Raw genomic sequence first — 22,975 nt, 5'->3', positions numbered from 1 at the left:
CGATACTGTTTCGGATCCAGTCGATACGGAATCGGAAGCATGGCCGAGCCCCAGCGGATCGACATCCTGGTGCTGGACGCTTTCTCCAACCTGACCCTGGCGGCGCTGGTCGAGCCGTTGCGGGTCGCCAACCGGATGGCCGGGCAGCGGCTGTTCGAGTGGTCGGTGCTGAGCGAGGATGGCGGCCCGGTCACCAGCAGCAGCGGCCTCAGGGTCGATGCCGATGCGGCGATGGCGGCGGGCGGCGCCGACACGCTGTACGTCGTCGCCAGCTTCGAGGCCGAGGCGCGGGCCACGCCCGGGGTGCGCCGCTTCCTGCGCGCGGCGGCCCGGCGCGGCGCGGTGATCGCCGGGCTGGAATCGGCACCCTATGTGCTGGCCCTGGCCGGGGTGCTGGACGGGCATCGCGCCACCACGCATTGGGAGGATCTGCGCGACTTCGCCGAGCGCTTCCCGGCCGTGACCGCCGCGCCCGACCGCTTCGTCACCGACCGCCGCCGCATCACCGCCGGCGGGGCGCTGCCGACGCTGGACCTGATGCTGGACCTGCTGCGGCGCGAGCATGGTCTGAGCCTCGCGCTGGCCGTCTCCAGCACCTTCCTGTACGAGGGCACTCATCCCGGCCACGACCCGCAGCACATGGTCGCCGCCGGTCGGCTGGCCTGGCAGGACCCGCTGCTGGTGCGGGCGATCCGGCTGATGGAGGCCAACATCGAGGCGCCCTTGCCGGTCGAGGCGATCGCGGCCGAGCTGGGCATCGGCCCGCGCGCTTTGCTGCAGCGCTTCCGGACGACGCTCGGCACCGGCCCCAAGGCCTATTACGCCGAGCTGCGCCTGGCCCTGGCCCGGCGCCTGCTGGAGAACACCGACCGCCCGGTCAACGACATCGCCGCCGATTGCGGCTTCGCCTCCGGCTCCGCCCTCGCCCGCGCCTTCCGCACCCGCTACGGGGTCAATCCGGCCGGATTCAGGGAGGCCGCCTGACCAACCAGCCCCGATGGTTGAACGGCGAGGGCCTGACCCGATCTACAAGGAAGGCGGCGAGACAAGCGCCTTTCTGGTAGACTCCGAGCATGGTCGAGAACGTCGAGAACCTGATCCTGGAGCATCTGCGCGCCGTTCGCGCGGATATCGCCGCCTTGCGCGAGGACACCCGCGAGATCAAGACCCGGCTCGTTCGGATCGAAGGCAGCACGGCCGGACTGCGCCGGGAGCAGGCTGGCGACGCCGAGACCATCGCCCATCTGCAGGCCCAGCTCGACCGTCTGCGCGAGGACATCGACCGCATCAGCCGCCGGTTGGAGATCACCGACTAAGGACGGTTTGCCTCAGCGCCTGACCACCGGGGCCGGCGAGAAGCGGGCCTGGCGGGGGTCGAGCTCATGGCCCTGCCGCTCGGTCAGCATGCCGTACAGCTCCGGCCGCCTTCCGCGGATCCAGCGCCGGCCGGTCGAGAGCGGCAGCAGGTCGAGGTCGAGATCGGCCGCCACCATCGCGTCGTCGGCCACACCGGTCTCGGCCAGGATCCGGCCATAGGGGTCCAGCACCATGGCGTTGCCGGTGCGCACCTCGTCGTCATCCTCGCCGACGCCGTTGCTGAACAAGAGGAACAGGCCGTTGTCATGCGCCCGCGCCGGCAGCCAGCGCATCAGCCAGCCACGGCCCTTGGGCCCGGCGAACTCGGCCTCGATCGCCGCCGGGTCCTCGCGCCGCCGGTGCCACAGCGCCGGGTCGATCAGCCCCATCGCGTGCGGGCTGCGCGAGGCGCAGCCGCCGGTCTGGTGCGGCGCCAGCAGGATCTCGGCGCCCAGCAGGGCCGTGGCCCGGACATTCTCCACCAAATTGTTGTCCCAGCAGATCAGCACGCCCAGCCGCACGCCCCAGGGCGTGTCGAACACGGTGTAGCGGTTGCCGCTGGCGATGTGGTCGCTCTCGAAGGCGTGCAGCTTGCGATGGCAGTGCACCGATCCGTCCGGCAGGCAGGCGGCATAGGAATTGTAGAAGCGGCCGTCGCCGCCCGCCTCGACCAGCCCGGCGCCGATCGCCATGCCGTGCCGCATCGCGAGGTCGCGCACTTCCTGCACCGACGGGCCGTCCGGCACCGGCTCGGCCAGGGCGGCAATGGCATCGCGGCCGAGGTTGCGGACATGCCAGTAGCCGGTGATGCACATCTCCGGGAAGGCCAGGATCTTCACCCCGTCCGCCGCCGCGGCTTCGGTGAAGTGGCGGATGCGGGACAGGTTGTAGGGCTTGTCGTCGGCCTGGTGCCGGAACTGGACGGTGGCGGCGCGCAGCAGGGTCATCACGGCCTCGCGGATGTCGATGCCGCGACTCTAGCTGCCGGACGGCCTGTGCATGGACTATCATCCCTGCACCATGCCCGATCGAAACCGCACAGCGCTGGACTGGGACGATGTCCGCTACGCCGTCGCTTTGGCCCGCCACGGCAGCCTGTCCGCCACCGCGCGGGCGCTGGGGGTGAACCACGCCACCGTGTCGCGCCGGCTGGAGGCGCTGGAGCGGGCGCTGGGCCGGCCGATCTTCGACCGCCGCCCCGACGGTTACCGCCCGAACGCCGCCGGGGCCGCGGTGCTGGCCGAGGCGGAGGCGATGGAGGCCGGGGCCATGGCCCTGCTGCGCCGGCTGGACCGGGCGGAGGACGGGCCGGCCGGGCCGGTGCGGCTGACCACCGCCCGATCGCTGGCGCTGGGCTTCCTGATCGACCGGCTGGACGGGCTGCGCCGGCGCCATCCCGGCATCGCGCTGGAGCTGGTGCTGGAGACGCGGATCACCAGCCTGGCCCGGCGCGAGGCCGAGATCGCCCTGCGCCTGGGCCAGCCGGCGGACAGCGCCCTGGTCGGCCGGCGGGTGGCCAGCATCGCCTATCGCGCCTATGCCGCGCCCGCGGTGGCGGCCGAGGCCGCTTCCGGCGGCACCCCGCCGCTGATCGGCGATGAGGAGGCAGAATCGGAGGCGACATGGCTGGCCCGGCGCCATCCCGGCCGCCCGGTCGCCTTCCGCTGCGACAGCCAGATGGCGCAGGCGGCGGCCGCCCGCGCCGGCTGGGGCGTGGCGCTGCTGCCGCGCTTCCTGGGCGACCCCGATCCCGGCCTGGCGCCGATCGCGCTGGACGCCCTGCCGCCGCCGCGCGAGATCTGGCTGCTGATCCGCCCCGACCTGGCCGAGGCGCCGCGGGTGCGGGCGGTGGCCGATGCGCTGGCGGATCTGTTCCGGGAGAACCGGGCGCTGTTCGGCTAGGCCCGGAACACGCCCCGCAGCAGCGCCGCGACGGCCAGCGCGAGGATACCGGCCAAGGCGACCGGGACCGCCGCCGCCGGCCAGCCCGCGGCGTCGACCACGCCGCCCACCACCACCGGCCCGATGACCTGGCCGAGATTGTTGCCCTGCATGACCAGGCCGAGCGTCACCGGCGCCAGGCCCGGCTTCGGCGCCACCGGCCCGGCGGCGCCCAGCACCGTGGCCGGCAGCAGCCCGCCGACCCCGGAGAACAGGATGCACAGCAGCAGCACCACCATCGGCGGCAGGGGCAGCGCGAAGATGGCGATGCCGGACGCGGTCATGACCAGGATGGCGGTGGCGATCAGCAGCCAGCGGGCGGCGCCGCGCCCGAGCAGCAGGCCAGCGGCCAGGTTGCCCAGCACATTGGCGCCGACCGCGACGGCGCTGAGCACCCCGGCCGTGGCGACGGCCACCCCCATCCGGTCCATCAGCAGCACCGGCAGGAAGCTGGCGAGGGTGAAATAGAGCAGGCTGTAGAGCCCGAAGGCAGCGGCCAGCAGCAGCGGCCCGCGCGAGGTCGCGGTCAGCGCCGCATCGCGGCCGGTCTCGCGCCAGGACGGGTTGTCCTGCGCCCGCTCCCGTGCCCGGACGGCGACCAGCACCAGCAGCGCGAAGACGGCGGCCAGCACGGCGTTGGCGGCCCAGAACGGGCGCCATCCGGCCAGTGCGGCGCCGAGCAGCAGGGCGATCGCCATGCCGGCCGGCATGAAGGCGCTCCAGATCCCGAAGGCGAGGTCGCGGTCCGGCGCGGCGACGATGCGCTGCAGCAGGGCCGGCGCCGCGACCACCACGAGCAGAAAGCCCAGCCCCTCCAGCACCCGCGTGCCGAGCAGCAGCGGAAAGCTGCCGGCCACCGAGCCGGCAAGGCTGCCCAGCGCCAGTGCGGCGAGGCCGAGCGCGAGCAGCCGGCGGTCGCCGAACCGCGACACCGCCGCGCCGGCGGGGATGCCGCCGACCACGCCCAGCAGGGCGAAGACCGACATGATCCAGCCCGCGGCCTCGAGCCCCAGCCCGAATTCGGCGCGCAGGGCCGGCAGGGCGATGGCGCCCTTGCCGACCTGCAGCGCCGCGACCACGCCGGAGGCGACGACCACGGCGACCGCCGGCCAGCGCGTCGGCTCCGCCCCGGCCCGGGCGAGCGCCGCGGTCACGCCGCGGACTCCCGGATCGGCGCGCTGGCCTGGATCGCGCGGGTCCAGCGCACCAGGCGCCGCAGCATCCGGGCCAGGATCTCTCGGGTCGGCTCGTCGGCCAGGTGCAGATCCGCGTCGAACTTCTCGGCGGCGCGGCCGACGAAGATCTCCGGCTGGTTCAGCACATGCAGGCCGGTGGTGATCGCCACGTCGCGCAGATGCAGCTGCGCCCGCACCGTGCCCATCCCGGCGGAGGCGCCAAGGATGGCGACCGGCTTGCCGACCAGCACCGAGGCGCCATAGGGCCGCGACGCCCAGTCCAGCGCGTTCTTCAGCGCCGGGGCGATCGAGTAGTTGTATTCCGGCACCGCCAGCAGCAGCGCGTCGGCCGCCGCGATCTTCGTCTTCAGCGCCTGGACCGGTTCGGGCAGGCCCTCGGCCTCGACATCCTCGTTGAAGAAGGGCAGGTCGTGCAGCGGGTGGATCTCCAGCGCGGCGCCGCCGGGCAGCAGCTCGCCCGCGGCGCGCAAGAGCGCGGTGTTCAGCGAGGCCCGGCGCAGGCTGCCGGACAGGCCGAGGATGCGGATCGGGTCGGACATGGGAACCCCTTCCAGGTGGACCGGCGCTCGGTCCGCGGCGCCGAATGGTGGGGATTTGGCCCGGAATCGGCGCCGCGCCCATCGGCGAGATTCGTATGCGTCCTATACGTTTCCGTATAGCTGCTCAGGGCGGGTTGAGCTCCGGCGTTCGCGCCTTCAGCTCGGCCACGGCGAAATCGATGAAGGCGCGGATGCGGGGCGAGTCGCGCAGATCGGCATGCACCCCGAGGCGCACCGACTGCACCGGGCAGGACACCGGCGTCTCGATCCGCCGCAGGCCCGGGCGCGCATCGCCGAGGAGCCGCGGCAGCGAGGCCATGGCCAGCCCGGTCTCGGCCGCGGCCATCTGCGACCCGAGGCCGCTGGTGCGCGCGATCACCCGCGCCTGGGGCGCGATGCCGTGCAGCCAGACCGCCTGGGTCGACCGGCTGGCGAAATCGTACATGGTGACCACGGCGTGGCCGGCGCAGCCGGCGGCGAAATCCGGCGGGCCGTGCCGCTCGAGATAGCCGGGCGCGGCGTAGAGGCCGTAGCCGACCTCCGCCACCTTGCGCTCGATCAGGTCCTCCTGGGCGAAGGCGGCGAAGCGGAAGGCCAGGTCGGCCTCGCGCCGGGACAGGTTGAACATCCGCGGCTCGTTCAGCAGCTCGATCGCCACCAGCGGGTGCATCGCGCCGAACCGGGCGGTGATCGGGCCGACGACGGTGTCGCCGAACCAGTCCAGGCTGGTGACGGTGATCGCGCCCTGCAGGCCGGTGTCGCGGGCGGCGATGCGGCGTTCGACCGCCAGCGCCCCCTCCTCCATCCGCTGCAGCCCGTCGACGAGCGCGGCGCAGAGCGGCGTCGGCGACAGGCCGCTGGCCGAGCGCTCGAACAGCTTGACCCCGATCCGGCGCTCCAGCCCGTCCAGCCGCCGGCTGACCGTCGGCTGGGTGGTGCCGAGCTGTCGCGCCGCGGCGCTGAGCGACCCGTGCCGGGCGACGGCGAAGGCGATCTTCAGGTCGTCCCAATCCATGGGCGATGACTCCGGCTGGCCGGAGTCATCTATACGCCGTCGTATGGGCCGATGTCAGGAACGCCGACAGGTCGGTGCCGCCCCCTCACCCGAAATCGCTGTCGCGATTTCGACCTCTCCCCAGGGGAGAGGTAAAGCGGCGCGGACCTTGTTTTCCCTCTCCTCGGGGAGAGGGAGGGGCCCGCCGCGTTGGCGGCGGGAGGGTGAGGGGGACGGCACCGGACCTGCCCGACCCCTCAGGGGCAGGGGCTCGGATACGCCGTGTGGATCGCGTCGATGCCCTGGATCACCTCGGGCGACAGCGTGACGTCGGCCGCGGCGATGTTGGTGCGCAGCTGGTCCATCGAGGTGGCGCCGATGATCACCGAGGTCATGAAGGGCCGCGACAGGGCATAGGCGATCGCCATCTGCGCCGGGTCCAGCCCATGCTCGCGCGCCAGGGCGATGTAGCGCCTGGTCGCCGCCTCGGCGTTCAGCGTGTCGTAGCGCGATTTGCGGCCATCGACGGCGCGGCGCGATCCGGGCGGGACCTGGCCGTCGAGATACTTGCCGGTCAGGGTGGCCGCGGCGAGCGGGGCATAGCCGAGCAGCCCGACCTCCTCGCGATGGGCGCATTCGGCGAGGCCGATCTCGAAGCTGCGGTTCAGCAGGTTGTAGGGGTTCTGGATCGAGACCGGGCGCGGCAGGCCGGCCCGGTCCGACGCCTCGACGTAGCGCATCAGGCCCCAGGGCGTCTCGTTCGACAGGCCGACATGGCGGATGCGGCCGGCCTTCACCTCGTCGGCCAACGCCGCCAGCGTCTCCTCCGGCGCGATGAAATCCTCGGCCTCGTCATGGGCGTAGCCGAGCTTGCCGAAGCTGTTCACCTGGCGGTTCGGCCAATGCAGCTGGTACAGGTCGATCCAGTCGGTCCGCAGCCGCTTCAGGCTGGCCTCGACCGCGGCCTTGACGTTCTTCGCGTCCAGCCGGGGCTTGCCATCCCGGACATGGGCCAGATGGGCGCCGGGGCCGGCGATCTTGGAGGCGAGGACCACCTGATTGCGCTTGCCGGTCTTCGCGAACCAGCTGCCGATGATCTCCTCGGTCCGGCCGTAGCTCTGCGGGGTCGGCGGCACCGAATACATCTCGGCCGTGTCCCAGAAGGTGACGCCGCGGTCGAGCGCGTAGTCCATCTGGGCATGGCCCTCGGCCTCGGTGTTCTGCGTGCCCCAGGTCATGGTGCCGAGGCAGATCGCGGTGACGTCGAGGCCGGTGCGGCCGAGCGGACGCTGTTCCATCAAAGGCTCCGGGAGCGGATTGGTCGGACGATTTGGCTATAGCCGGAAACGCCGCCGGACGGAACCGCGATGCGGCCTCAGCCGGTCTTCGCCAGCCCGCTCGACCGGATCAGCCCGACCACGGCAGGGACGATGCGCTCGACGATCAGCTTCACGCCGGCAGGGTTGGGATGCATGCCGTCGGCCTGATTCAGCGCCGCCACCATCGCCACCCCGTCGAGGAAGAAGGGGTAGAGCGCGACGCCATGGGCGCGGGCCAGGTCCGGGAAGATCGGGTCGAAGGCGGCGGCATAGGCCGGGCCGAGATTGGGCGCGGCCCGCATCCCCGCCAGCAGGGTCGGGATCTTCTCCTGCCCCAGCCGGGTGAGGATCTTGTCGATATTGGCGCGGGTCGAGGCCGGGTCGACGCCGCGCAGCATGTCGTTGGCGCCGAGCTCGACGATCGCGAGGTCGGGCTTGTCGGCCAGGGCCCAGTCCAGCCGGTCGAGCCCGCCGGCGCTGGTGTCGCCGGACACGCCGCCGTTCAGCACCGTCACGTCATGGCCCTGCGCCCGCAGCGCCGCCTGAAGCTGCGGCACGAAGCCGTCCGCCGGGTCCAGGCCGAAGCCGGCGGTCAGGCTGTCGCCCAAGGCGAGGATGCGGATCGTTCCCGCCTGCGCCAGAGTGGGCAGCGCGGCGAGGGTGCACAGCGCCAGGAGCGCCGCATTGAAAAGGCGCCGCGCGGCGCCATCTGTCCGGAGTCGGGCGAGAGACCATAGGATGCGCATGGACGGGACCACTCCTGCACCGCAGGCCGGCTCGGGGGCCGGAACCGCTGCCCCGCCCAGCATCCGGCTGACCGATGTGCATCTTGAATTGGCGAGCGCGGCGGGCCCCGTCAACATCCTGCGCGGAATCGACCTGTCGGTCGCCGCCGGCGAGGTGGTGTCGATTGTCGGCCCGTCCGGCTCCGGCAAGTCCAGCCTGATGATGCTGATCGGCGGGCTGGAGCGGCCGACCCGGGGCAAGGTCGAGGTCGCCGGGCGCGAGCTGTCGGCGCTGAGCGAGGACAGGCTGGCGCTGTTCCGGCGCGACCATGTCGGCATCGTGTTCCAGAACTTCCACCTGGTGCCGACCATGACGGCGCTGGAGAATGTCGCCATCCCGCTGGAGTTCGCCGGCGCGTCCGATGCCTTCGAGCAGGCGGCGGAGCGGCTGCGCGCGGTCGGCCTCGGCCATCGCCTGAGCCACTATCCCGGCCAGCTGTCGGGCGGCGAGCAGCAGCGCACCGCCCTGGCCCGCGCCTTCGCCGCCGATCCCGACGTGATCCTGGCCGACGAGCCGACCGGCAATTTGGACGGCGACACCGGCCGGCAGGTGATCGAGCTGATGTTCGACCTGTCGCGCCGGCGCGGCGCCACGCTGCTGCTGATCACCCATGACCCGGCGCTGGCGGCACGCTGCGACCGCATCGTCCGGCTGGTCGACGGCCGCATCACCGATGCCGGCCTCGCCCCCTCCGCCGCCCTGGCGCGGCTGAAGTGAGCGTCCGCAATGCCGCCCGCCTGGCCCGGCGCGAGCTGCGCGGCGGGCTGAGGGGCTTCCGCATCTTCCTGGCCTGCCTGGCGCTGGGCGTCGGCGCCATCGCCGCGGTGCAGTCGGTGGCCGACGGCATCCGCGGCAGCATTGCCGAGGACGGCCAGGCCATCCTGGGCGGCGATGTCGAGCTGCACCGCCTGTACCAGCCGGCGACGGCCGAGGAGCGGGCGCGGTTCGAGACCGCCGGCCGGGTGTCGGAGGTGATCGAGACCCGCGGCATGGCCCGCAGCCCGCGCGACGAGGCGACGACGCTGGTCGAGCTCAAGGCGGTCGACGGTGCCTACCCTCTCTATGGCCGGATGGAGCTGGAGGGCGGCAGCGACCTGCAGGCGGCCCTCGCCCCGCGCGACGGCGTCTGGGGCGCGGTGGCCGACCCCGAGGTCGCGGCCCGGCTGGGCCTGGCCGCCGGCGACACCATCGCGGTCGGCGACGCGGTGCTGCAGCTGCGCGGCACCATTGCGCGCGAGCCGGACAAGGCCGGCGGCGGCTTCGCCATCGGGCCGCGGCTGATGATCGCCCGCGGCGCGCTGGACGCCAGCGGCCTGATCCAGCCGGGATCGATGCTGTCCTTCGATTACCGCCTGGCGCTGCCGCCGGGCAGCGACGTCCGCGCCGCCGCCGATGGGTTCAAGGACCAGCTGCAGGACGGCACCTGGCGGGTGCGCGACGACCGCGACGCGGCGCCGGGGCTGCGCCGGACCATCGACCAGCTGACCATGTACCTGACCCTGGTCGGGCTGACCGCCCTCTTGGTCGGCGGCGCCGGGGTCGGCAACGCGGTGCGCGCCTGGCTGGATGCGCGGCTGGCCACCATCGCCACGCTGAAATGCCTGGGCGCGCCCGGCCGGCTGATCTTCCAGACCTATCTGCTGCAGGTGCTGGTGCTGTCCGCACTCGGCATCGCCGTCGGCCTGGCGATCGGCGCCGCGGCGCCCTCGGCCGTCGCCGCGCTGATCGATGGGCTGCTGCCGGTCGACGCCCGGATCGGCGTCTATCCCGGCGCGCTGCTGCTGGCCGCGGGATTCGGGGTGCTGACCAGCCTGACCTTCTCGCTGTGGCCGCTGGCCCGCGCCGCCCGGATTCCGGCGGCGGCGCTGTTCCGCGACCGGGTGGCGCCGCGCCATGCTCGGCCGGCCGCCCCCTTCGTCGCCGCCACCGCCCTGTGCGCCCTGGCCCTGGCCGGCCTGGCCATCGCCACGGCGGCGGACCCGGTGCTGGCGGCGATCTTCGTCGCCGGCGCGGTCGCCGCCATCCTCTTGTTCACCGGCACGGCGCTGGGCGTCATGGCGCTGTCGCGCCGCGCCCCGCGCCCGCGCCGGCCGGGGCTGCGCCTGGCCCTGGCCAACCTGCACCGGCCGGGCGCGCCGACGCCGCAGATCGTGCTGTCGCTGGGCCTGGGCCTGACCGTGCTGGCGGCGATCGCCCTGATCCAGGGCAACATGGACCGGCAGATCAGGGACAGCCTGCCCGACCAGGCGCCGTCCTTCTTCTTCGTCGATGTGCAGAAGTCGCAGAAGGACCAGTTCGACGCCCTGATCCAGGGCACGCCGGGCGCGGCCGACCTGGCCGAGGTGCCCAGCCTGCGCGGCCGCATCACCGCGGTGAATGGCGTGCCGGCCGACAAGGCGGTGGTGAACCAGGCCCGATCGAGCTGGCTGCGCGGCGACCGCGGCGTCACCTATGCCGCGGCGATACCGCCGAAGGACAAGCTGCTGCAGGGGCAATGGTGGCCGGCCGGTTACGACGGCCCGCCGCGGATCTCGGTCTACAAGGACATCGCCGAGGCCTTCGGGCTGAAGCCGGGCGACCGGATGACGCTGAACGTGCTGGGCCGCGACATCGAGGCCGAGGTCGCCAACATCCGCGACATCGACTGGAGCACGCTGGGCATCAACTTCACCCTGATCATGTCGCCGAAGCCGCTGGCGGCCGCGCCGCACACCTGGCTGGCCACGGTGCGGGTGCCGGCGGCGGAGGAGCTGGCGCTGCAGAAGGCGGTGACCACCGCCTTCCCGAACGTCACCACCGTGCGCCTCAAGGACGCGCTGGAGACGGTGAACGCGCTCCTGTCCCAGATCGGCACGGCGGTGCGGTCGACCGCCGGCGTCACCCTGCTGGCCGGCGCGCTGGTGCTGGCCGGGGCGGTGGTGGCGGGCCATCGCCGCCGGATCTACGACGCGGTGGTGCTGAAGGTGCTGGGCGCGACTCGCGGCGACGTGCTGCGCGCCTTCCTGATCGAATACGGCCTCCTGGGCCTGCTGACCGCCGTGATCGCCTGCGCGCTGGGCACGGTCGCCGCCTGGGGCGTGCTGACCTTCGTGATGGAGATCGACTGGACCTTCCTGCCGCTGACCCTCTTGGGCACCGCGGCGCTGTGCGTCGCCATCACCCTGGGCTTCGGCTTCCTCGGCACCTGGGTGGCGCTGGGCCAGAAGGCGGCGCCGCTGCTGCGGAACGAGTGACGCGAGTTGTCTTCTTGAAGCAGCCGGCCACTGGCCGTACATTTGAGCGGGAGAAGCCGCCATGACGAATGCAGCCACGAAAACGTCGCGCAACCGAACGAGGTCGGAGCGCTTGGAAGCCCGGGTGACGGCCGAGCAGAAGAACCTGATCGAGCGGGCCGCCGCCCTGCAGGGGCGCACTGTTACCGACTTCGTCCTCACGAGCGTGCAGGACGCGGCCCGTCGCGCGATCGAAGAGCATCAGCAGCTCGAGCTGTCGGTGAGAGACAGCGAAGCCTTCGTCGATGCGCTGCTGAATCCGAAGCCGGTCGGCGATCGTCTTCGCGAAACGGTGCGCCGCTATCGCGAAACGACCGGCGGCTAGGCCATGGCGGGGTCGCCGGCGGGATTTCGAGTTGAGGCTCTCGGCGCCCATCACGATCGCAGTTCATTCACAAGCGGTGTCGACGCGCTGGATCGCTATTTCCGGGTGCAGGCCGGACAGGATGCCCGCAAGAACATGGCCGCAACCTTCTTGCTTGTCATGGAGGATGGCTCGATCGGCGGTTATTACACAGTGTCGTCGACCGCGGTGAAGCTGGGCGAGCTTCCTCCACAAACAGCGAAGCGCCTGCCTCGCTATCCCCTGGTTCCGGCGACGTTGCTGGGACGGCTTGCGGTCGATCGGCGGCAGCAGGGGCGAGGCTATGGCCGCTTCCTGCTGGCAGATGCGCTGCAGCGCGTGCTTCGAAGCGAGATCGCGTCCTTCGCGGTGGTGGTGGATGCCAAGGACGACGCAGCACGATCCTTCTACGAGCGGGAGGGCTTTATGCCGTTTCCAGACCAGCCGATGAAGCTGTTTCGACCGACCGCCGATCTCCGGAAATTGTTCGAATAGCGCCGGCCGGGCACCGGGGGATGCCGCGACAGGCCCGGAACCTTTCGACGCAGCGCCCACATGTTGTATCCTGGCCCCACGCTGCCAATATTTCAGCCGCGTGGTTCTTCACCACACTAGAGGTTTTCGAGATGGCCTTCGATCCCCAGGGCCGCTACGCAACACAGGGCGCCGGCGCGCGCACCATCGAGCGTGCGGCGTTCGACGAGGGTCTGCGGCAGTACATGCTGCGGATCTACTGGTACATGGCCGGCGGCCTGCTGGTCAGCGGCATCACCGCCGCGCTGGTGATGTTCACCCCGATCGGCGGGACGTTCCTGGCGGTCAATGCCTTCGGGCGGATCGGCCTGACCGGGCTGGGCTGGGTCGCCCTGCTGGCGCCGATCGGCCTGATCTTCTGGATGAGCATGGGCATCCGCTCGATGAGCGCGTCCACGCTGCAGACGCTGTACTGGGCGTTCGTCGCGCTCCAGGGCATCGGCTTGGCGCCGGTGCTGCTGGCGTATACCGGCGAGAGCGTGGTGCGGGTGTTCTTCATCACCGCCGCGTCCTTCGCGGGCTTGAGCCTGTACGGCTACACCACCCAGCGCAGCCTGTCGGCCTTCGGCTCGTTCCTGATCATGGGCCTGATCGGCATCGTCATCGCCAGCCTGGTCAACATCTTCCTGGCCTCGAGCGGCCTGGCCTTCGTCATCAGCGTGCTCGGCGTGCTGATCTTCGCCGGCCTGATCGCCTACGACACCCAGCGGCTGAAGGAGCAGTATGCCGAGGGGCTGGGCCAGGAGGTCGAGACCAAGACCGCGGTCTGGGGCGCGCTGACGCTGTACCTGAACTTCCTGAACCTGTTCCTGTTCCTGCTGCGGCTGTTCGGCAACCGCAACTGACGGCAAGACCGTCGCCACGCACAGCCCGGCAGCTTCGGCTGCCGGGCTTCGCTTTTCCGGACCACGCCCGCGACATGGACATGACCGAAGCCGTTCCCGACCAGCCCAGAAAAGGCCGCGGCCGCCTGGCCGACGCGCTGGACAGCTGGATCGTCGACCACTGCGTGTTCCGGACCTTCGTCAACACCCGGGTCGAGATCGCGCCCGGCATCTGGCGCTCGGGCCAGCCGCTGCCGTACCAGATCCGCGGCATGGCGCGCGACGGCATCCGCACCATCATCAACCTGCGCGGCCCGCGCGACTGCGGCTCCTACCGCCGCGAGGCGGAGGCCTGCCGCCGCTACGGCATCACCCTGGTCGACGTCACCACCAAGTCGCGCGACGCGCCGAAGGTCAGCGTGCTGCACCAGCTGCGGCGGGTGCTGGAGGCGGCGGAATACCCGATCCTGGTGCATTGCAAGTCGGGCTCCGACCGCGCCGGGCTGGTGGCCGCCCTGATCCTGATGACGCGCGAGAACACCCCGCCGGCCGAGGCGCTGAAGCAGCTGCACTGGCGCTACCTGCACTTCAAGAAGTCGCCGACCGGCCTGCTGGACCGGTTCATCGAGACCTATGCCGAGGCCAATGCCCGCGAGCCGATCGCCTTCTGGGACTGGGTCGACACCGCCTATGACCGCAAGAAGGTGAAGGCCTCCTTCACCCCCAGCGGTCTCGCCACCATGGTCGTGGACGGGCTGCTCGGGCGCGAGTAGGCGGCTTCCCGGCAGTCCGAATTCGGTCTATATTCGGGCCGAGGCAAGGAGGCCGCCGCCATGAAGCTGTCCGACCGCATCAAGCCGATCAGCTACCTGAAGGCCCATGCCCCGGAGGTGATCCAGGGGCTGCGAGAGGGGCAGGAGCCCTTCATCATCACCGTCAACGGCGAGGCCAAGGCGGTGCTGCAGGACATCGACAGCTACGAGCAGACCCAGGAGACCCTGGCGCTGCTGAAGATCCTGGCGCTGGGCGAGCGCGACTATGAAGCGGGCAAGTTCCGGCCAGCCGAGGACGTCTTTGCCGACCTGGAAGCCCGCCTTGAGGCGCGCCTCAAGGACTGATCTCCGTGTCCCTCACTGTCATCGTGCTGCGGGAAGCGGAACGGGACCTCGAAAGCATCGTCGACTTCATCGCCGATCACGATTCGGCGGAGAATGCCCGTCATATCCTCCGATCCTTGAACGATATGATCCGTCGGCTGGCAAACCTGCCGTCACGCGGCAACATCTCGAAGGAATTGCGGGACCTCGGACTGACCCAGTTCCGCGAGGCCCATTACAAGCCCTATCGCATTATCTATCGGGTCCGCGAGGACGCGGTGGTCGTCCATTGCGTTCTCGACGGACGGCGCGACATGCAGAGCCTTTTGCGGCACCGATTGCTGAAATCGCCCTGAGCCGAATGAAAAGGGCGCGGCCGAAGCCGCGCCCTTTCCCGTTTCTTCCCTAAACCCGGTTCTTCTTACGCGTAGTGCTGGCCGAAGCGGTTGGCCAGGAAGTCGGACAGGTTCGCCTGTTCCTGCCGCACGAAGCCGCTCTGCGGCAGCTGGCCGGCGCGGTGCAGGTCGACCATGGCGCAGATGCCGGCCGCGGTCGTGACCTGGATCGCGCTCCACAGCTGGCCGCCGATCTCCTTGGCATAGACCTTCTTGGCGTAGGTCTCCTGCATCAGGCGGCCTTCCTTCTTGCCCCAGGCGGTGACGAAGATCAGGACCACGTCCTGCTTGGTCATCGGGATCGAGGCCTCGAGCACGTCCTTCAGGATGTCGCGGCGCTGGCCCAGCTGCAGCTCGTTGACCAGCAGCTTGACGATGTCGCGATGGCCCGGATAGCGCACGGTCTTGTAGTTCAGGAACTTGACCTTGCCGTCCAGCGTCTCGCACAGCGTGCCGAGGCCGCCCGAGGTGTTGAACGCCTCGTAGTCGATGCCGTCGAGCGAGATGTGTTCCATGCCCTCGAGCGGCAGCACCTCGCGCAGCTCGCCCTCATGGATCGCCTCGCACGGGTTGCAGTACTCGTTGATCAGGCCGTCGGTCGACCAGGTCAGGTTGTACTTCAGCGCGTTCGACGGATAGACCGGCAGGGCGCCGACGCGCATATGCACGGTGTGCAGCTCGTCGAAGCGCTTCGCCAGGTCGTAGCCGACGATCGAGATGAAGCCCGGGGCCAGGCCGCATTGCGGGGTGAAGGCGGTCTTCGCGCCCTCGGCCAGGGCCTTGACCTGCCGGGTGCTCTCGACATCCTCGGTCAGGTCGAAGTAATGGGCGCCGCGGTCCTTCGCCGCCTCGGCGATCAGCGGCGTCAGGTGGAACGGCGCGGCCGAGATCACCACGTCGTGGCCCGACACCGCGTCGCGCAGCGCCTGGGCGTCGTCGAAGCGCAGCTGGCGCTTGGCGACATTGGCCTCGAGCCGGTCGAGCATGCCCTGGTCCTGGTCGCCGACGGTGAGCTGGTAGTCACCAGTGGCGGTCAGCAGGGCGGTGATGCAGGTGCCGATCTTGCCGCCGCCGAGCAGCAGAACCTTGGTCATGACGCCTCTCCTTACAGACGGACGCCCCGGACGCCGGGGGTGCGGATGGCGCCGTCTCTACACCCGCCGGAAAGGCGCAGAAAGCCTTGTGTCTTGGCGTTCCGGAAGGTGCGCGGGACGGCCGGGCGACCTTCGAGTCGCCGGCCGATCGGGAGCGGAGAGCAAGATAATTAGCCGACCTGAATTCGGCCATTGGAGAGGACTGCACACTGATTCTCGGTGGAACCAGATCACCGGCTCTTACCACCCCACTCAGCCGTCATGGCGAGGAGCGTAGCGACGTGGCCATCCAGGGCGGCTCGCATCGGCCCCTGGATGGCCACGCCCCTGCGGGGCTCGCCATGACGACGGGAGGCCGGCCTCGAATCCTACCCCACCACCTCCGGCCGCAGGCGCACCACCCCGCGCAGCGTCTCGCCCGGCTGCAGCACCGTCATGCCGGTGTCGGTGCGGCCGGCTTCGGCCAGGTTGAAGGCGTCGGTGGCGTTGCTCACCGGCTCGACGCAGACATAGGGGTCGTCCGGCGAATAGCAGACCAGGAAGTCGAACGGGGCGTCGGCCTCCATCACCAGCCGGGCGCGACGCTCCGGCCAGTCGATCACCGCCCGGTGGTCCCAGCCGGTGAAGTTGTTGTCGGTCCGCACCGCCTCGGGCCGGAAGCCGCGGCGCAGGTCCTTCTCAGGCGGCGGCTCCACCAGCTCCAGCGGCATCACCTCGGCATCATTGACCCACATCCGCTCGATCCCGGCGGTGACGGTCGTCTGCGGGGTGCGGGGGAAGTAGAAATGCTGGCCCAACCCGGCGGGCATCGGCCGGTCGCCGGTGTTCTCCACAGCGATCAGCAGGTCGAATCCGACCGGGGTCAGCGTGAACTCCTGCCGCGCCCGGTACGGGAAGGGCCAGGCGTCGGCGGCGTAATCGTCGACCAGCACGCAGCGCGTCGCCGACCGCTCCAGCACCGTCCAGGGCCGCTGCCAGCCATGGCCGTGCAGCTGGTGCCGCTCGCGCGTGTTCAGCGGCAGCCGCACCTCCCGCCCCTGGAAGCGGAAGCGGCCCTCGCGGATCCGGTTCGAGAACGGAGTCAGCGGGAAGTTGCCGAGGCCCAGCGGGTCGCCCGCCGCCAGCGCCTCCGGCGTGGCCGGACGCAGCCAGTCGCGCCGCGCTTCCCCGCTGCCGGTCCACCAGCCGGCGATGCCGCCGCCGATCGCCGGCACGATGTCGGCCCCGCTGTCCCCTTCCCGCAGTTGCACGATCTCCAGCGCCATTCCATCCTCCCTTCGCCATTGCCCCGAGCCATGTTCGGCAATGCTTGACGCCGATCCGCCGAGGGCTCAATACTCAAATTGTATGATGAATAGCAAAGAGTGCGGTCGGCACGCCAGATCGCACCGCTGGGGAAAGGCCGTGGTCGAGAAGAGCGGAGAGGATGTCGTTCGCGCGAACGACATGCGGAGGACCCGTGGCGATGCCGCCGGGTCCACCCCGAACCTGCGCATCGGCCGGAAGGAGATCGTCGAACCGGCGGGAGACGGCGGAGCCGGGGCGCTGCGGCGCCCGGACGGCTGCGTCTGACCGGCGGCAGGAAAGGGGAATCAGAGATGTCCGGCCCGGACAGACCAAAAGGATCGGTGGCGATGACCGCGCATGCGGATGCGGTGACAGGAACCCTGCCGCGCCCGGCGCAGCGGCGGGCCGCCACCCGCACGGCCATCCCCGACCAGCCGCCGGGCAGCAAGACCTTCTCGCGCCGGTCGCTGCACGGCCAGATCGCCTACGACATCGGCACCCGGATCGTCCGCGGCGACATCCCGCCCGGCACGGTGCTGCCGAACGAATCCGACCTGTCGACCCAGTTCTCGGTCAGCCGCACCGCCCTGCGCGAGGCGATCAAGGTGCTGGCCGCCAAGGGGCTGGTCGAATCCCGCCCCAAGACCGGCACGCGGGTGCGGCCGCGCGCCGAATGGAACATGCTGGACCCGGACCTGCTGGCCTGGCAGCTCGCCACCCAGCCGATGGAGCGCCTGGCCAAGAACCTGTTCGAGATCCGCCAGATCATCGAGCCCGCGGCCGCGGCAATGGCGGCGGAACGCGCCGACGACACGCAACGCGAGGCGATCAGCCGCGCCTTCGCTGACATGGAGACGGCGCCGGACGGCGACGCCTCGGTCGAGCCCGATCTGCGCTTCCACCAGTCGATCCTGGCGGCGTCGAACAACGAGTTCCTGCAGCCGCTAGGCGCCCTGATCGAGACCGCGATGGCATCGAGCTTCCGCATCACCAACAACGCGCCCGGCGCGCTGCAGGTGTCGCTGCCCCTTCACTGCGCGGTGCGCGATGCGATCCTGGCGCGCGAGCCGGAGGCGGCGCGCAAGGCAATGCGGGTCCTGCTGGAGGATGCGGCCCAGGACATGCGCCGCGCCCTGCCGCACATCAAGCCGACCCCCTGACCCCCAGCCTAGCCAACAAGGACTTCAGTGATGGCTGACGACGCCGGCAGCAGCAACAGCAACAGGAAGCCCCTGCGCTCCTCCCACTGGTTCGGCACCCACGACAAGGACGGCTTCATCCATCGCAGCTGGATGCGCAACCAGGGCCTGCCGGACCACGTCTTCGACGGCCGGCCGGTGATCGGCATCTGCCAGACCTTCTCCGAGCTCACCCCCTGCAACGCCCATTTCCGCAAGCTGGCGGAGCATGTGAAGCGCGGCGTGTGGGAGATGGGCGGCTTCCCGCTGGAGTTCCCGGTGTTCTCGACCGGCGAGACCAACCTCCGGCCCACCGCCATGCTGTACCGCAACCTGGCGGCGATGGATGTCGAGGAGGCGATCCGCGCCAACCCGATCGACGGCGTCATCCTGCTGACCGGCTGCGACAAGACCACCCCGGCGCTGCTGATGGGCGCCGCCAGCTGCGACATCCCCGCCCTCGTCGTCTCCGGCGGCCCGATGCTGAACGGCCGCTACCAGGACCGCACCATCGGCTCCGGCACCTCGGTCTGGCAGTTCGATGCCGACGTCAAGGCCGGGGTGATGAGCCTGCAGCAGTTCATGGAGGCCGAGCAGGCGCAGTCGCGCTCCGCCGGGCACTGCATGACCATGGGCACGGCCAGCACCATGAACTCGATGGCCGAGGCGCTGGGCACCAGCCTGACCGGCTGCGCCGCCATCCCCGCGGTCGACGCCCGCCGCTATGTCATCGCCCACATGTCCGGCCGCCGCATCGTCGAGATGGTGCATGAGGATCTGCGCATCTCGAAGATCCTGACCCGCGAGAACTTCCTGAACGCGGTCCGCGTCAACGGCGCCATCGGCGGGTCGACCAACGCCGTCATCCACCTGCTGGCGCTGGCCGGCCGCACCGGCACCGACTTCACCCTGAAGGATTGGGACGAGTACGGCCGCGACGTGCCGACCCTGGTCGACCTGATGCCGTCCGGCCGCTTCCTGATGGAGGATTTCTACTATGCCGGCGGCATCCCGGCGGTGACCCGGGCGCTGGGCGAGAACGGCATGCTGTTCAAGGACGCCCCGACCGTCACCGGCAAGAGCATGTGGGAGAATGTCCAGAACGCCGCCAACTGGAACCCGGAGGTGATCCGCCCCTGGGACAATGCCCTGGTGAAGCAGGGCGGCATCACCGTGCTGAAGGGCAATTTGGCGCCGGACGGCGCCGTGCTGAAGCCCTCCGCCGCCACGCCGGAGCTGATGCAGCATCGCGGCCGCGCCGTGGTGTTCGAGAGCATCGAGCACTACAAGGCCCGCGTCGACGACCCGGATCTCGACATCGACGAGACCTGCGTCATGGTGCTGAAGAACTGCGGCCCGAAGGGCTATCCGGGCATGGCCGAGGTCGGCAACATGGCGCTGCCGCAGAAGGTGCTGAAGAAGGGCGTGCGCGACATGGTCCGCATCTCCGACGCCCGGATGAGCGGCACCGCCTACGGCACGGTGGTGCTGCACACGGCGCCGGAGGCCGCGGCCGGCGGCCCGCTGGCCCTGGTGCAGGACGGCGACATAATCGAGCTGGACGTCGCCGGCCGGCGCCTGCATCTCGACGTCTCCGACGCGGAGCTGGCGGAGCGCCGCAAGCGCTGGTCGCCGCCGGAGCCGGCCATGAAGGGCGGCTATCAGGAGCTCTATGTCCGCCACGTGATGCAGGCCGACAAGGGCGCCGACCTGGACTTCCTGGTCGGCTGCCGCGGCCATGCGGTACCGCGCGACAGCCATTGAACACGATCCGGGCCCGTTCCGGCGGGGGTGGGCCTCTTCCTTGCAGACGGACATCATGACCCAATACGCGAACTATCCGTCGCTGCGCGACAAGCCGGTGTTCGTCACCGGCGGCGGCAGCGGCATCGGCGAGAGCATCGTCGAGCATCTCTGTCGCCAGCAGGCGCGGGTGTTCTTCGTCGATATCAACGACGAGGCGTCGACCGCGCTGGTCGAGCGGCTGAAGGCCGAGGGGCTGAAGGCGCCGCAGTTCCGGCACTGCGACCTGCGCGACATCGCCGATTTGCGCGCCGCGGTGGCCGAGGCGCAGCAGGCGATCGGGACCATCCGCATCCTGGTCAACAACGCGGCGCACGACCAGCGCCACGCGCCGGAGACGGTTGAGCCCGACTATTGGGACGAGCGCATGGCGGTGAATCTGCGCCACCAGTTCTTCGCCGCCCAGGCGGTGCAGCCGGGGATGCGCGATGCCGGCGGCGGCTCGATCATCAATTTCGGCTCGGTCTCCTGGCGGCTGCGCCAGGGCGGCATGCCGGCCTACACCTCCGCCAAGGCCGGGGTGGAGGGGCTGACCCGCGGCCTGGCCCGCGACTGGGGCCCGCAGCACATCCGGGTCAACACCGTGATGCCGGGCTGGGTCATCACCCAGCGGCAGAAGGATCTGTGGCTGACGCCCGAGGCGGATGAGGAGCGCCGGAAGGGGCAGTGCATCCCCGACCAGGTGCTGCCCGTGCATCTGGCGCAGATGACCCTGTGGCTGGCGGCGGACGACAGCGCCATGTGCACCGGCCAGACTTTCGTTGTGGACGCCGGCTGGGCGTCGGGACTGTGAGGCGGATATGAACCTGATCCAACTGCGCACCAAGTCGGGCGAGCGGCGCGTCGGCGTCGCCGGCCAGGGCGATGCCCTGAAGCTGCTCTCCGCCTTCGACACCACCTACGACCTGGCCCAGGCGGCGATCGCCTCGCGCAAGTCGATCGCCGAGCTGGTCGCGGCCGATGACGGCGCCGGCACCGAATCGTATGACGCGGTGATCGCCGAGGCGCGCCTGCTGCCGCCGCTGGACCATCCGGACGCGGCGCATTGCATCGTCACCGGCACCGGCCTGACCCATCTCGGCAGCGCCGATGCCCGCGACCAGATGCACAAGACCCTCGGCGAGGCCGAGAAGCTGACCGACAGCATGAAGATGTTCCGCGACGGCCTGACCGGCGGCAAGCCGGCCGGCGGGGAAACGGGTGCCAAGCCGGGCGTGCAGCCGGAGTGGTTCTACAAGGGCGACGGGTCGATCGTCGTCGCCGGCGAGCAGAAGCTGACCATGCCGTCCTTCGCGCTGGACGGCGGCGAGGAGCCGGAGATCACCGGCTGCTACCTGGTCGGGCCGGACGGCACGCCCTGGCGCGTCGGCTTCGCCATCGGCAACGAGTTCTCCGACCACATCACCGAGCGGCAGAACTACCTGCTGCTGGCGCATTCCAAGCTGCGCCAGTGCTCGGTCGGGCCGGAACTGCTGGTGGGCAAGCTGCCGGAGGATGTGCGCGGCACCAGCCGCATCACCCGCGGCGGCAAGACGATCTGGGAGAAGCCGTTCCTGAGCGGCGAGGCCAATATGAGCCACTGGATCGCCAATCTGGAGCACCACCACTTCAAATACGGGCTGTTCCGCCGGCCGGGCGACGTGCATCTGCACTTCTTCGGCACGGCGACGCTGAGCGTCACCGACGGCATCAAGCCGGAGCCGGGCGACCGCTTCGAGATCGAAGCCAAGGCTTTCGGCCGCCCCTTGCGCAACCCGCTGGCGCGCGCGGCCGAGGAGACGGTGACGGTCCGGGCGCTGTAAGACCGGAGGGGGGCGGCCTGGCGGAGACGTCGGCGCCGCCCCCTCACCCGGAATCGCTGCGCGATTCCGACCTCTCCCCGAGGAGAGGTGAACAGAGCCGACCCCCTTCCCCTCTCCTCGGGGAGAGGGAGGGGCCYGCCGCGTTGGCGGCGGGAGGGTGAGGGGGTGGGCCACCCCATCGGGTAAATTCACACCCGGAGGCTTGACCCAGCCACTCAGAAGCTGGCGACATCCACCCGAGCCCGGATAAAGTCGGGCATATCGGCATGATGACAGCCAAGACACCGCCTCAGGCGGGCCGGAACACGGGGAAACGGGGATGAACAGGATCGATCTCGACGGCAAGCTGGCCGTGGTCACCGGCGGGGCGCAGGGCATCGGCCGCGCCGTGGCCGAGCGCTTCATCGCCTCCGGCGCCCGGGTGGTGCTGTGGGACCGCGACCAGGCCCTGGTCGAGGCGACGGCGAAGGCGATCGGCGCCACCGGCGTCGCCATCGACGTCACCGACGCCGCCGCCGTGGCCGCGGCGGTCGAGGCCCAGGGGCAGATCGACATCCTGATCAACAATGCCGGCATCGCCGGGCCCTCGGTGAAGACCTGGGACTATCCGCTCGACACTTGGCGCCAGGTGATCGAGCTGGATTTGAACGCCGTCTATTACTGCTGCCGGGCGGTGGTGCCGGGCATGATCGCGCGCGGCTATGGCCGCATCGTCAACGTGTCCTCGATCGCCGGCAAGGAGGGCAACCCCAATGCCAGCGCCTATTCCGCCGCCAAGTCGGGCGTGATCGCCCTGACCAAGTCGCTGGGCAAGGAGCTGGCGGGCCACGACATCGCGGTCAACTGCGTCACCCCGGCCACCGCCAAGACCCGGATCCTGGAGCAGATCAGCCAGGAGCATATCGACTACATGCTGTCGCGCATTCCCCGGGGCCGCTTCCTGAAGGTCGAGGAGGCGGCGTCGATGATCACGTGGCTGTGCTCGGCCGAGAACAGCTTCACCACCGGCGCCGTCTTCGACCTGTCCGGCGGCCGGGCGACGTACTGAGCCCGCGCCCAGCGGTGCGGCCGACATCCCCCTCACCCTCCCGTCGCCTGCGGCGCCGGGCCCCTCCCTCTCCCCGAGGAGAGGGGTGGGTTACCTCTCCTTGGGGAGAGGTCGAAATCGCGTCAGCGATTTCGGGTGAGGGGGCGGCTCCGGCGGATCAAGGCTGA

25 protein-coding genes are annotated in these 22,975 nt (G+C 70.5%); 17 read left to right on the top strand and 8 right to left on the bottom strand.

Translation table 11 applies throughout. The annotated features are described in order from the left end of the window. Window positions 1-39: 39 nt before the first annotated feature. Together BWR60_RS09175 and BWR60_RS09170 are read left to right on the top strand one after the other, a co-directional pair. On the top strand, window positions 40-984 hold the full coding sequence (locus tag BWR60_RS09175; protein WP_088150703.1) for a GlxA family transcriptional regulator: 945 nt from the start codon (window positions 40-42) through the stop codon (window positions 982-984). 89 nt (window positions 985-1,073) lie between these two features. Next, window positions 1,074-1,316 carry a hypothetical protein gene (locus BWR60_RS09170; protein WP_088150702.1) on the top strand — a complete coding sequence of 81 codons (243 nt, stop codon included), beginning with the start codon at window positions 1,074-1,076 and terminating at the stop codon, window positions 1,314-1,316. Window positions 1,317-1,328: 12 nt separating this feature from the next. Here BWR60_RS09170 and BWR60_RS09165 read toward each other — a convergent pair whose 3' ends face one another. Further along, window positions 1,329-2,303 (bottom strand): nitrilase family protein, encoded by a 975-nt coding sequence (locus BWR60_RS09165; RefSeq protein ID WP_179221694.1) that lies wholly within the window; start codon window positions 2,301-2,303, stop codon window positions 1,329-1,331. A gap of 52 nt (window positions 2,304-2,355) precedes the next feature. Between BWR60_RS09165 and BWR60_RS09160 the strand changes: the two genes are divergently transcribed. Continuing rightward, window positions 2,356-3,258, top strand: a complete 903-nt coding sequence (locus tag BWR60_RS09160) for a LysR family transcriptional regulator (protein ID WP_230983001.1) — start codon at window positions 2,356-2,358, stop codon at window positions 3,256-3,258. On the opposite strand, the gene BWR60_RS09155 is transcribed toward BWR60_RS09160, so the two are convergent. The 5 genes from BWR60_RS09155 to BWR60_RS09135 form a co-directional block, all read right to left on the bottom strand. After that, complete coding sequence (locus tag BWR60_RS09155) at window positions 3,255-4,451, bottom strand: MFS transporter (RefSeq protein ID WP_088150700.1); 1,197 nt, start codon at window positions 4,449-4,451, stop codon at window positions 3,255-3,257. The two genes, BWR60_RS09160 and BWR60_RS09155, sit on opposite strands and share 4 nt — an antisense overlap. Next, window positions 4,448-5,032: an NADPH-dependent FMN reductase gene (locus tag BWR60_RS09150; protein ID WP_088150699.1), complete on the bottom strand. Its 585-nt coding sequence runs from the start codon at window positions 5,030-5,032 to the stop codon at window positions 4,448-4,450. The genes BWR60_RS09155 and BWR60_RS09150 overlap by 4 nt, the downstream gene beginning before the upstream one ends. 124 nt (window positions 5,033-5,156) lie before the next feature. After that, window positions 5,157-6,047 (bottom strand): LysR family transcriptional regulator, encoded by an 891-nt coding sequence (locus tag BWR60_RS09145; RefSeq protein ID WP_088150698.1) that lies wholly within the window; start codon window positions 6,045-6,047, stop codon window positions 5,157-5,159. Between the two features lie 236 nt (window positions 6,048-6,283). Beyond that, complete coding sequence (locus tag BWR60_RS09140; protein ID WP_088150697.1) at window positions 6,284-7,324, bottom strand: aldo/keto reductase; 1,041 nt, start codon at window positions 7,322-7,324, stop codon at window positions 6,284-6,286. Window positions 7,325-7,401: 77 nt separating this feature from the next. After that, window positions 7,402-8,091 carry an arylesterase gene (locus tag BWR60_RS09135; protein ID WP_088150696.1) on the bottom strand — a complete coding sequence of 230 codons (690 nt, stop codon included), beginning with the start codon at window positions 8,089-8,091 and terminating at the stop codon, window positions 7,402-7,404. Here BWR60_RS09135 and BWR60_RS09130 point away from each other — a divergent pair. The 8 genes from BWR60_RS09130 (at window position 8,090) to BWR60_RS09095 (ending at window position 14,557) form a co-directional block, all read left to right on the top strand. Then, complete coding sequence (locus BWR60_RS09130) at window positions 8,090-8,848, top strand: ABC transporter ATP-binding protein (RefSeq protein WP_088150695.1); 759 nt, start codon at window positions 8,090-8,092, stop codon at window positions 8,846-8,848. The two genes, BWR60_RS09135 and BWR60_RS09130, sit on opposite strands and share 2 nt — an antisense overlap. After that, complete coding sequence (locus BWR60_RS09125) at window positions 8,845-11,364, top strand: ABC transporter permease (protein WP_088150694.1); 2,520 nt, start codon at window positions 8,845-8,847, stop codon at window positions 11,362-11,364. The genes BWR60_RS09130 and BWR60_RS09125 overlap by 4 nt, the downstream gene beginning before the upstream one ends. Window positions 11,365-11,425: 61 nt before the next feature. Further along, window positions 11,426-11,728, top strand: a complete 303-nt coding sequence (locus tag BWR60_RS09120; protein WP_088150693.1) for a DUF1778 domain-containing protein — start codon at window positions 11,426-11,428, stop codon at window positions 11,726-11,728. Between the two features lie 3 nt (window positions 11,729-11,731). Beyond that, window positions 11,732-12,241, top strand: coding sequence for a GNAT family N-acetyltransferase (locus BWR60_RS09115; RefSeq protein ID WP_088150692.1), 510 nt, complete (start codon window positions 11,732-11,734; stop codon window positions 12,239-12,241). 131 nt (window positions 12,242-12,372) lie between these two features. Next, window positions 12,373-13,125: a Bax inhibitor-1/YccA family protein gene (locus BWR60_RS09110; RefSeq protein WP_088150691.1), complete on the top strand. Its 753-nt coding sequence runs from the start codon at window positions 12,373-12,375 to the stop codon at window positions 13,123-13,125. An 80-nt stretch (window positions 13,126-13,205) separates the two neighbouring features. Beyond that, entirely contained in the window at window positions 13,206-13,877 is a 672-nt protein-coding gene (locus BWR60_RS09105) for a fused DSP-PTPase phosphatase/NAD kinase-like protein (protein WP_179221693.1), read from the top strand. A gap of 60 nt (window positions 13,878-13,937) precedes the next feature. Continuing rightward, window positions 13,938-14,222, top strand: a complete 285-nt coding sequence (locus tag BWR60_RS09100) for a type II toxin-antitoxin system Phd/YefM family antitoxin (RefSeq protein WP_088150689.1) — start codon at window positions 13,938-13,940, stop codon at window positions 14,220-14,222. 5 nt (window positions 14,223-14,227) lie between these two features. Continuing rightward, a complete protein-coding gene (locus BWR60_RS09095; protein WP_088150688.1) occupies window positions 14,228-14,557 on the top strand; it encodes a type II toxin-antitoxin system RelE/ParE family toxin in 330 nt (109 codons plus the stop codon). 65 nt (window positions 14,558-14,622) lie between these two features. Here BWR60_RS09095 and BWR60_RS09090 read toward each other — a convergent pair whose 3' ends face one another. Next, complete coding sequence (locus tag BWR60_RS09090) at window positions 14,623-15,690, bottom strand: saccharopine dehydrogenase family protein (RefSeq protein WP_088150687.1); 1,068 nt, start codon at window positions 15,688-15,690, stop codon at window positions 14,623-14,625. A gap of 368 nt (window positions 15,691-16,058) precedes the next feature. Next, window positions 16,059-16,955, bottom strand: a complete 897-nt coding sequence (locus BWR60_RS09085) for an aldose 1-epimerase (protein WP_088150686.1) — start codon at window positions 16,953-16,955, stop codon at window positions 16,059-16,061. 139 nt (window positions 16,956-17,094) lie between these two features. Here BWR60_RS09085 and BWR60_RS36925 point away from each other — a divergent pair, with 139 nt between their 5' ends. From BWR60_RS36925 to BWR60_RS09060, 6 genes are all read left to right on the top strand, one after another. Continuing rightward, window positions 17,095-17,262 carry a hypothetical protein gene (locus BWR60_RS36925; protein ID WP_179221692.1) on the top strand — a complete coding sequence of 56 codons (168 nt, stop codon included), beginning with the start codon at window positions 17,095-17,097 and terminating at the stop codon, window positions 17,260-17,262. Window positions 17,263-17,324: 62 nt separating this feature from the next. After that, window positions 17,325-18,137 (top strand): FadR/GntR family transcriptional regulator, encoded by an 813-nt coding sequence (locus BWR60_RS09080; RefSeq protein ID WP_088150685.1) that lies wholly within the window; start codon window positions 17,325-17,327, stop codon window positions 18,135-18,137. Window positions 18,138-18,167: 30 nt separating this feature from the next. Further along, window positions 18,168-19,919: an IlvD/Edd family dehydratase gene (locus BWR60_RS09075; protein WP_088150684.1), complete on the top strand. Its 1,752-nt coding sequence runs from the start codon at window positions 18,168-18,170 to the stop codon at window positions 19,917-19,919. A gap of 55 nt (window positions 19,920-19,974) precedes the next feature. Beyond that, on the top strand, window positions 19,975-20,751 hold the full coding sequence (locus tag BWR60_RS09070) for an SDR family NAD(P)-dependent oxidoreductase (RefSeq protein ID WP_088150721.1): 777 nt from the start codon (window positions 19,975-19,977) through the stop codon (window positions 20,749-20,751). A gap of 7 nt (window positions 20,752-20,758) precedes the next feature. Next, window positions 20,759-21,760: an AraD1 family protein gene (araD1, locus tag BWR60_RS09065; RefSeq protein WP_088150683.1), complete on the top strand. Its 1,002-nt coding sequence runs from the start codon at window positions 20,759-20,761 to the stop codon at window positions 21,758-21,760. A gap of 319 nt (window positions 21,761-22,079) precedes the next feature. Continuing rightward, the gene (locus BWR60_RS09060) at window positions 22,080-22,808 is read left to right on the top strand and encodes an SDR family NAD(P)-dependent oxidoreductase (protein WP_088150682.1); all 729 of its coding nucleotides are present in this window, start codon (window positions 22,080-22,082) and stop codon (window positions 22,806-22,808) included. The last annotated feature ends 167 nt before the right edge of the window (window positions 22,809-22,975 follow it).

Source organism: Inquilinus limosus (assembly GCF_002195995.1).
Lineage (GTDB): Bacteria > Pseudomonadota > Alphaproteobacteria > DSM-16000 > Inquilinaceae > Inquilinus > Inquilinus limosus_C.
This window is presented reverse-complemented; position numbering and strand designations above follow the sequence as displayed.